This is a genomic window from Georgenia daeguensis, assembly GCF_039537705.1.
Classification (GTDB): Bacteria; Actinomycetota; Actinomycetes; order Actinomycetales; family Actinomycetaceae; genus Georgenia; species Georgenia daeguensis.
In genome coordinates this window covers 177,569-186,944 of record NZ_BAABBA010000010.1, presented here as the reverse complement: position 1 = coordinate 186,944, position 9,376 = coordinate 177,569, and the positions used below count along the sequence as shown (strand labels likewise).

The window sequence follows — 9,376 nt, the reverse complement described above, 5'->3', positions numbered from 1 at the left end:
GATTCCGCGCGACCCGCACGACGTCGTCGCGGAACTCCTTGGGGTATGGCTTAGGCACGGTGCACATCCTTCCAGTGGCACCCTGCGGCACCACAGATCAGATGTCACCTATCCGTGCAGCAGACCCGCACATCACCAGGGTAGTGGGCTACCTACTCCGAAACCCGAGGTGCCACACGGCGGGCGCGGCGGTCGCTCCCCATGCCATTGAGCGCTCCCAGTTTCGTCGTCGCCCAAGCGTTCGCTCTGGCGGAGGCCGCCTGAAGTTCGGCCTCCCGGAAACAGGCCACGGGGTCGCCAGGCAGGTCCCAGTACCAGAGCAGGCAGGCGAGGGGCACAGGGCCGAGGTTCACTAGGGCCCTGTACTGCCCGAACCCAGCAGGCGGCAGCCTCCTTCGACGCGGCGGTTACGGCAAGGATGAACGTCCTCGTCTTCGGAGGAGAGAACCCCGCGATCGCTCATATCTCACCTCACGACGCGACGCGGCCGTAACATCGCGTGCCAGACCACAATCGAAGAGGATCCGCCGCTGAGTATGGCTGAGCGGGCGAAGGTTATCGATGAGATCCAGAACCGCGCCGAAGCGGCTGGATTGGCAATTGAGCGGTCCGGTTTAGATGCTGACGGCGACCCAGACGATGAGAAGATCTCCATCGATCTTTCGAACGGGCGGAGATGTTGTGCGCCGGTCTTGGGCTACACCTGCGCAAGCGCTTTCCGGATCCGCTTCTCGGAGACCTTCACCGGCGTGCCAAGCTGCTGGGCGAAGAGGCTGACGCGCAGCTCCTCGATGAGCCAGCGCACCTCCTCCAGGGTGGCGTCACGGGCAGGGTCGGGGGCGAGCCGGTCGGACGCGTCTACGGCTGCCTCGTAGGCGTCCTCCAGCTCCCCGACCGTCCACGCCAGGTTCGCGTCCTGGTGGACATTCTGCTGGGCGCGCTCGATCCGCCGCTGGGCGGCCCGGAGGTAGCGCGGCAGGTGCACGAGCCGCTCCGGCGGGGTTGCCGAGACGAAGCCCGGCCGCACCAGCCTGGCCACCTGGTCGCGCACGTCGGTGAGCGTGTTGAGCAGGAACATCGACGTCGCGCCCTTGATCGTCGCCTCGAGCTCGCGGTGGGCGTCGAGCGTCGCGACGACCTGCCGGATCACCTGGTGCACGCGCTCCTCCAGGTGGGCGCGCACGTGGGCCACCAGCTCGCCGTACGCGCCGGCCTCGCGCACCTGGCGACCACCGTGGCCCGCGGTCCACTCGTCCACCAGCGCCCCGACAGCGGCGAGCTGGACGTCCGCCACGAGCGCCTCGGTGCTCGGGTAGGGGCTGGCCGCGAGCGTGAGGGCCTCCTTGCCGGTCCACCGGGTGGTGATGCGCTGGACGTTCAGGGCGGTCTCGACGAGCACGAGGCGGCGCAGGCCCAGGCGGTGGGCGCGCACCTGCTCGGAGGCGTCGGCGAGGACGCGCAGGGCCACGGTCGGGGCGGTGCGCGGGGAGCCGCCGCCCTTGCCACCCTTGCCGCCGCCCTTCGCGCCGCCGCCCTTCGCCGTCGCGCCGCCCCCGGCGGCGGTCACCTCGACGAGCGCCGGGTACCCGCGGACCACGAGCCCGTGCGGCCCGGTGGACTCCACCTGCCTCGGGATTACCCCGCCCGGCACGTCCGGCCAGGTGGTGAGGTTCTCCTGCTCGGGCAGCAGCGCGGAGACACCGGCGGTGCCGCCGTCGGGCGAAGAGCCGGCCGCGAGGCCGCCAGTGCCGCCCGGGTGCCTGCCGCGACCGCCGTCGCCCGAGGCACCGGCGGGAAGTTCCGTGGTGCGACCCGAGCGGGCCGCGGCCTCCTCCATCGCGATCCGCACCGCTCCGCGCACGGCCGAGCTGACGGCGCGCTGCGTCTGCGGCGCGAGCTCGCGCTGCAGGGCCACGAGACTCTTGCCCTCGGACAGCACCGCGCCGCGCTCGGAGAGCACCCGGAAGGTCACGCGCAGGTGGTCCGGGAGCTTCTCCTCGTCCCAGGCGTCGTCCGGGATCTCCACGCCACGCAGCGTGCGCACCGCCGTCGCGAACGCCTCGTGGTACGACGGCGCGCCGGGCGGCGCCGGGGCGACCTCCGGCCACGCCGGCAGCAGCCCGACAACCTGCGCCGCGACGTCGGGCGCCGGCACCAGCTGGACCCGCGTCTTCTTCGGCAGCGCACGGATCGTCGCGGTGGCGAGCTCGAGGGCGAGGCCCGGCACCATCCAGTCGAAGCCGTCCGGCCGCAGCCGCCCCAGGACCTCCACCGGCACGTGCACGGTGACGCCGTCCGCGTGGCTGCCGGGCTCGAACTGGTAGGTCAGCGGGAGGGTGAGGTCGCCCTGGCGCCACGTGTCCGGGAAGTCCGCCCCGGAGACGGCCCCGGCGTCCGGGACCAGCAGGTCCATCGTGAACGTGAGCAGCTCGGGGTCCTCGCGGCGGGCCTTCTTCCACCACGAGTCGAAGTGCCGGGCGGAGACGACGTCGTCGGGGATCCGCTCGTCGTAGAAGTCGAACAGCCCGTCCTCGTCGAGCACGAGCCCGCGGCGGCGCGCCCGGTTCTCGTACTCCCCGGCCTCGGCCAGGAGCTCACGGTTGCGGGCGTAGAACTCGTGGTGGGTGCGCCACTCGCCGCCCACGAGGGCGTGCCGGATGAACATCTCGCGGGCGAGCTCGCGGGCGGTGACCTCGCCGAGGGGGAGGTCGCCGAGCCGGCCGAGGAGCACGTTGCGGTCGGCCACCAGGGTCATGCCGTAGAGCAGCACCTTCTCCTTGACCATGGCCGCGCCCTGCTTGGTCGACCAGTACGGCTCGGAGTAGGAGCGCTTGACCAGGTGCGCCGCGAGCGGCTCGACCCACTCGGGCTGGATCCGCGCCACGGTGCGCGCGAACAGCCGCGAGGTCTCCACCAGCTCGGCGGCCATCACCCAGGCGGGCGTCTTCTTCGCCAGGCCGGAGCCGGGCCAGACGATGAACCGGGTGCCGCGCGCGCCGGCGTACTCGCGGCGCCGCTCGTCGTAGGAGCCGAGGTTGGACAGCAGCCCCACCAGCAGCGACTGGTGCAGGGCGTCGGCGCTCACCGCGTCCGCGGACCGCCCGACGGCCACCACCGCCCGTGCGGTGTCCGGCCGGCCGTCCGGCGTCTTCTCCGCCGTCGCCGCGATGTCGCCCTCGTGCGGCAGGGCGATCGGCTTCATGGTCAGCCCGAGCGGCTTCGCCAGCTGGCGCAGCTGGGCGACGACGTCCTGCCACTCGCGCACGCGCAGGTAGTTGAGGAACTCCGCGCGGCACAGGCGGCGGAACGCCGAGCCGGAGAGGTCGCGCTGCTGCGTGCGCAGGTAGCGCCAGAGGTTGAGGTAGGCGAGGAAGTCCGACGTCGGGTCGGTGAAGCGGCGGTGCTTCTCGTCGGCGGCCTGCTGGTGCTCGGCCGGCCGCTCGCGCACGTCTTGCACGCTCAGCGCCGCGACGATGACCATGACCTCGGCGGCGCAGCCGTTGCGCTGGGCCTCGAGCAGCATCCGACCGAGCCGCGGGTCGATGGGCAGCTGGGCGAGCTGGCGCCCGACGGCGGTGAGCCGCCTGCGCGGGTCGCTCGCCTCGGGGTCGAGGGCACCGATCTCGTGGAGGAGCTGCACGCCGTCGCGCACGGCCCGGGTGTCCGGCGGGTCGACGAACGGGAACCGCGCGATGTCGCCCAGGTTCAGGGCCGCCATCTGGAGGATGACGGAGGCCAGGGAGGTGCGGAGGATCTCCGGCTCGGTGAACTCGGGCCGCGAGGCGAAGTCGGACTCGGAGTACAGCCGGATCGCGATACCGTCCGCCACACGCCCGCAGCGGCCCGAGCGCTGGTTGGCGCTGGCCTGGGAGATCGGCTCGATCGGCAGGCGCTGGACCTTGGTGCGGTTGGAGTAGCGCGAGATCCGGGCGGTGCCCGGGTCGATGACGTACCGGATGCCGGGCACCGTCAGCGAGGTCTCGGCGACGTTCGTGGCGAGCACGATGCGGCGCGTCGTGTGGTGCTCGAAGACGCGGTGCTGCTCCGCCGAGGACAGCCGCGCGTACAGCGGCACGACCTCGACGGCGTCGGGCGCGTGCCCGGACCCCTTGGCGGTGCCCGGCGCGAGGTAGCGCGGGCCGAGGTGCTCGGCGAGCGCGACGTGGGTGTCGCGGATCTCGCGCTCGCCGGAGAGGAACACGAGGATGTCGCCGGGCCCCTCGGCCATCAGCTCGTCGGCCGCCATCGTGATGCCGGTGACCTGGTCGATCGGCTCCTCGCGGGCGCCGCTGCCGCCGCCGACCATGCCCTTACTGCCCGTTCTCGGGGCCGTACGGGCACTTAGGGCATTCTCGGCCCCTCCGTTGTCGGTGGAGTCCTCGTCGGCGTCGGGGACGAGGGGCCGGTACCGCAGCTCGACGGGGTAGGTGCGCCCGGACACCTCGACCACCGGCGCCGGCCGGACCGGCCCGCCGTCGGGGCGCCCGCCCTCCCGCTCGCCGAAGTGGGCGGCGAAGCGTTCGGAGTCGATCGTGGCGGAGGTGATGATGAGCTTGAGGTCCGGACGCCTCGGGAGCAGCTGGGCGAGGTAGCCCAGCAGGAAATCGATGTTCAGGCTCCGCTCGTGGGCCTCGTCCACGATGATCGTGTCGTACCGGCGCAGCAGCGGGTCGCGCTGGACCTCGGCGAGCAGGATGCCGTCGGTCATCAGCTTGACCAGCGTGGTTCCGGAGACCTCGTCGGTGAAGCGCACCTGGTACCCGACCGCGCCGCCCATCTCCACGCCGAGCTCCTCGGCGATGCGCTCGGCGACCGTGCGCGCCGCGATCCGGCGCGGCTGGGTGTGCCCGATCAGGCCGGTGATCCCGCGGCCGAGCTCCAGGCAGATCTTCGGGATCTGCGTGGTCTTGCCCGACCCGGTCTCGCCGGCGACGATCACCACCTGGTGGTCGCGGATGGCGGCGGCGATCTCCTCGCGGCGCGCCGAGACGGGCAGCTGCTCGGGGTAGGTGATGCGGGGGAGCGCGGCGCGGCGGGCCTCGAGCTGGGCCGCGGTGAACGGCCGGAACCCGCCTCGGCCGCGCCGCTCGCCGTCGCGGCGCTCGCCGTCTCCACGCTCGCCGGTGGGCCGTTGGCCCTGGCGCCGCTCGCCGTCTCCACGCTCGCCGGTGGGCCGCTGGCCCTGGCGGCGCTCGTCGCCGCCGCCCTCGTCGGTGGGCGCCTCACCCGGGCGGCGCTCGGGCTCACCCTCCGGACGCCGTGGGCCCCCACCGCGGCGGCCGCCCCGGCGCCGCCGATCGCCGGCCGGCCGCGCTCCGCCACCGTCCGCACCACGCCGGCTGGGGCCGTCACCGCCCGTGCGGGTCCCCGGCTCCGCTCGCGCGTCACCGGTCGGCTGTCCCGACGGCGCAGCCTGCGTCGTCGTCGCGTCGTCCCGGTCCGTGCTCACGATCCCCCATTGTCACCGATGCGCACCGGCGGTTCTCGCCAGCGACTTCGTGAGACCCGGCGTGCACCGATCGGACAGTCAGGCGCCGGCCTGGACCGTCTCGGGCTCGGGCGCCTCGACCGTCTTGCGCCGGGCGGTCTGGACGGCCTCGAGCTCGGGGGCCTGGACCGTCTCGCGCCGGGGCGCGGTCCGGAAGCGGCGACGGTACTGCTGCGGGCTCAGGCCGCGCACGCGCCGGAGGTGGTGGCGCAGCGTGGCGGCGTTGAGGAACCCGACGTCCGCGGCGATCTGGTCCACCGACCGGTCGGTCTGCTCGAGCAGCTGCTCCGCTCGGTGCACGCGCTGGGCGGTGATCCAGGCGTGGGGCGTCGTCCCCGTCTCGGCGCGGAAGCGGCGGGCGAAGGTGCGCGGGGACATCGCGGAGCGCGCGGCCAGCTCCTCGACCGGCAGCTCCTCCTGGAGGTGCTCGACGATCCACGTCAGGACCGGCCCGAGGGTCTCGCCGTCGCACTGGGGGACGGGGTTGTCGATGAACTGGGCCTGCCCACCCTCGCGCTGCGGCGGGACCACCATGCGGCGGGCCACCAGGCTGGCCGCGGCGGCGCCGAACTCCTCGCGCCACAGGTACAGGCTCGCGTCGATGCCGGCGGCGGTGCCCGCGCTGGTGAGGACCCGCTCGTCCTCGACGTAGAGGACCTCGGGCACCACCTCGGCGCGGGGGAAGCGGGCCGCGAGCTCGTCGGTCTGCATCCAGTGCGCCGTGCACCGTCGCCCGTCGAGGAGGCCCGCCTCGCCGAGCACGAACGCGCCCGAGCACACGGACATCACGCGGGCGCCGCGCTCGTGGGACTCGCGCAGGGCGTCCAGCACCTCGGGCGGCACCGGGGCGTTGCGCGGCACGGCCGGGACGACGACGAGGTCGGCAGACCGCACCCGGTCCAGGCCGTGGTGCACCTGCAGCTCGAAGCCCATGGAGGTGCGCACCGGTCCGGGCTCGGGCGTGACGACGGCGAGGTCGAACGTGGGCAGGCCCATGTCGGTGCGGTCGACGCCCCAGGCCTCGCAGACGACGCCCAGCTCGAACGGAGACACGCCGTCGTAGACGATCACCACCACGTCGCTGATCACGTGATCCATCCTCCCACAACGTTGGCAGAAAATCGATGGGAACCGGCATTCCTGCCACTGGTGGCAGGAGATGGCCGGGCGCAGGATTTCTGCCATGGGCGTCGCGCCGGTCCGAGTTCGACCGCGGAGCGCCGCCTCAGAAAAAGAGGCGACATCAGAGAGACGACGGCGTCAACTGGCGACGTCGACCAGTTGGGAACAAGGAGAAGGACGATGGAGCCCTACGTCGGGCACCCGCACGAAGTGATCGGCCGCATCCGTCTGGACGAGGCCCTCGCCAACGCAGAGCTCGCGCGGCTGCTGCGCGAGCAGCCGGACCGCGTGGTCCGCCGGCCGAGCCTGTTCGCCCGCCTGGCCGCGCACCTGCGCGCGCGGTCCGCGGGTCTCGAGACCGCCCGGGCCCGGGTCGCCTCGGCATCCGCCCGCGCGTCCGCCGGGCAGGCGTCCCTCGGTGTGCTCGATCGCTGAGACCACCGCCGCGCGCCCGGCCCCGAGCCGGGCGGACGAGGTCGAGGTTCTGGTCACCACAGGCGCTCGCGCCGACCAGAACCTCGACCTCGTTCATGCGCGCCCGCCGGCAGAGCGGCGGACCCACCACCGTGCGGCCCCGGACCGGCAACCCCGAGACGGGCACCGTCGATGAACCTGACCGCGCCGTACTCTGCAGCGATGACCGGCGAGGCGCGGCGCACCAGCGGACCGCTGGTCGTGCTGCTCGGTGCTCTCACCGCCCTCGGCCCGCTGACGATCAACCTGTACCTGCCCGCGTTCCCCGTGATCTCGCGCGAGTTCGGGGTCGGGCAGGGGGAGGTGCAGCTGACGATGACGGCGGCGCTCGTCGGCATCGCCATCGGCCAGCTCGTGCTCGGCTCCGTCTCCGACGCCGCCGGGCGGCGCGCGCCGCTCATGGTCGCCTACGGCGGCTACGCCGTCGTCTCCCTCGGCATCGCCGCCTCCGGTGACGTGACCCTCCTCCTGGCGCTGCGGCTCCTCCAGGGCCTGCTCGGCTCGGCCGGGATGGTGATCGCGCTCGCCGTCGTGCGCGACACCTCCGAGGGGATCGCCGTCGGCCGCACGATCTCCCGGCTCATGCTGGTCGTCGGCGTCGCGCCCGTGCTCGCCCCGGCGCTCGGCTCCCAGCTGCTGCTGGTCGGGTCCTGGCGGCTGCTGTTCGTGGTGCTGGCCGCGCTCGCGGCGGTGCTCGTCGTGCTCGTGGCGCTCGTCCTGCCGGAGTCCCTGCCGCCGGAGCTGCGGCGCCGCGGCGGCACCCGCTCGGCCGCCCGGAGCTACCGGACGCTGCTCGGCGACCGCACCTTCCTCGGGCTCGTCCTGGTCGCCGGCCTGGCGATGGCGGGCCAGTTCACCTACGTCACCGCCTCCGCGTTCGTCTTTCAGGAGACCTACGGCCTCAGCGCCCAGCAGTACGGGGTGCTGTTCGGGGTCTGCGCGGTGACCGTCACCCTCGGCACGCAGGTCACCGGCTTCCTGCTCGGCCGGGCCCGCGGGACCCGCATCGCCGGCGTCGCACTCGCCGTGGCCCTGGGCGGGGCGGTGGGCATCGCCGTCGTCGCCCTGACGGTCGGGACCGGGCCCGGGCGGCTGTGGGCGCTGCTCGTGGTGCTCCTGCCGACGATCGGCGCGATCGGCATGCTGATCCCCGCCATCCCGGGCATCGCCCTCGCCCGGCAGACGCACGACGCCGGGAGCGCGGCCGCCCTCATCGGCGCCTCCCAGTTCGGGATGGCCGCCCTCGGCGCGCCGCTGTCGGGCGTGCTGGGCGGTTCGGTCCTCGCCATGGGCGGGGTGATGGTCGTCGCGTTCGCGCTCGCCGGGGCGACGCTGCTCGCCGTTGCCCGCCGCGAGCGGGAGCTGTAGGCGTTCACGCGGACAGGGGTGCGCGCAGCCACGCAGGCGGTCCCTGCGGCGGGACAGGGGCCCGTGACGGAATAGCGGCGCGGTCGGTCATGGTTGACCTGCCCGGCAACGACCGTGCCGAGCCGTCCCGAACCCAGGAGATCCCCGCGCATGAGCCTCACGATCGACCACGACGCCGTGCGGTGGTCCGCCCCGGCCGGGAGCCGGGCCGGCCGCCCGCTCCTCGTCCTCCTCCACGGCTACGGCTCGGACGAGCGCGACCTGTTCGGCCTCGTGCCGCACCTGCCGGACGACGCCGTCGTCGCCTCCCTCCGCGGCCCGGGCTCCAACCGTTCCGGGTACGAGTGGTTCCCCCTCGACGGCGAGCTCGCCGGGGAGCTCGGTCACCGCCGGACGCCGACGACCGACCGTCTGCGCGAGGAGGGCACGAACGCCGCCGCGGCGGCCGTGCGCGAGTGGCTGGCCGGGCTGGAGGAGGCGCCGGGTGCCGTCGGGCTCCTCGGGTTCTCCCAGGGCGGCGCCGTCGCCCTCCAGGTGCTCCGGCAGGACCCCGACGCGGCGGACCACGTGGTGATCCTCTCCGGCTTCGTCGCCCCCGGCGACCTCCCCGGCGACGAGGTCCTCGCCGCGCGCCGCCCGCCCGTGCTCTACGCCCGGGGCGCGGCCGACCCGGTCATCGCGCCCTTCCTCGTCGCCCGCTCCGACGAGTGGCTGCCCGCCCACACGGACGTCACCACCCACGTCTACCCCGGGCTCGGGCATGGGATCTCCATGGACACCCTCCGGGACGTCCGGGCCTTCCTCGAGGCGCGGTACGCGGGCTGACCCCGGCGTCCCCCGACCGAGGGGACCGAGCGCCCGGGACCGGGGCGCAGGGCCAGGACGAGCCCGCCCGAGCGCTCCCGAGCGGGCGCAGCGGCTGGG

General features: G+C 73.9%; 5 protein-coding genes. 3 read left to right on the top strand and 2 right to left on the bottom strand.

The window, feature by feature from the left end; all coding sequences use genetic code 11:
- Positions 1–697 precede the first annotated feature (697 nt).
- Together hrpA and ABD774_RS12005 are read right to left on the bottom strand one after the other, a co-directional pair.
- Positions 698–5,449 carry an ATP-dependent RNA helicase HrpA gene (gene hrpA / locus ABD774_RS12010; protein WP_345041410.1) on the bottom strand — a complete coding sequence of 1,584 codons (4,752 nt, stop codon included), beginning with the start codon at positions 5,447–5,449 and terminating at the stop codon, positions 698–700.
- Positions 5,450–5,527: 78 nt separating this feature from the next.
- Positions 5,528–6,577 (bottom strand): GlxA family transcriptional regulator, encoded by a 1,050-nt coding sequence (locus ABD774_RS12005; protein ID WP_345041408.1) that lies wholly within the window; start codon positions 6,575–6,577, stop codon positions 5,528–5,530.
- Positions 6,578–6,790: 213 nt separating this feature from the next.
- On the opposite strand from ABD774_RS12005, the gene ABD774_RS12000 reads away from it, so the two are divergent.
- The 3 genes from ABD774_RS12000 (at position 6,791) to ABD774_RS11990 (ending at position 9,277) form a co-directional block, all read left to right on the top strand.
- Complete coding sequence (locus ABD774_RS12000) at positions 6,791–7,045, top strand: hypothetical protein (RefSeq protein ID WP_345041406.1); 255 nt, start codon at positions 6,791–6,793, stop codon at positions 7,043–7,045.
- Between the two features lie 201 nt (positions 7,046–7,246).
- Entirely contained in the window at positions 7,247–8,452 is a 1,206-nt protein-coding gene (locus ABD774_RS11995; RefSeq protein WP_345041404.1) for a Bcr/CflA family efflux MFS transporter, read from the top strand.
- A 150-nt stretch (positions 8,453–8,602) separates the two neighbouring features.
- Entirely contained in the window at positions 8,603–9,277 is a 675-nt protein-coding gene (locus ABD774_RS11990) for an alpha/beta hydrolase (RefSeq protein WP_345041402.1), read from the top strand.
- Positions 9,278–9,376: the final 99 nt, after the last annotated feature.

Excerpts from the sequence above, each read along its gene's own strand:
- ABD774_RS12000 (WP_345041406.1), top strand. The coding sequence starts at position 6,791 with ATGGAGCCCTACGTCGGGCACCCGCACGAAGTGATCGGCCGCATCCGT.
- ABD774_RS11990 (WP_345041402.1), top strand. The coding sequence starts at position 8,603 with ATGAGCCTCACGATCGACCACGACGCCGTGCGGTGGTCCGCCCCGGCC.
- ABD774_RS11995 (WP_345041404.1), top strand. The coding sequence starts at position 7,247 with ATGACCGGCGAGGCGCGGCGCACCAGCGGACCGCTGGTCGTGCTGCTC.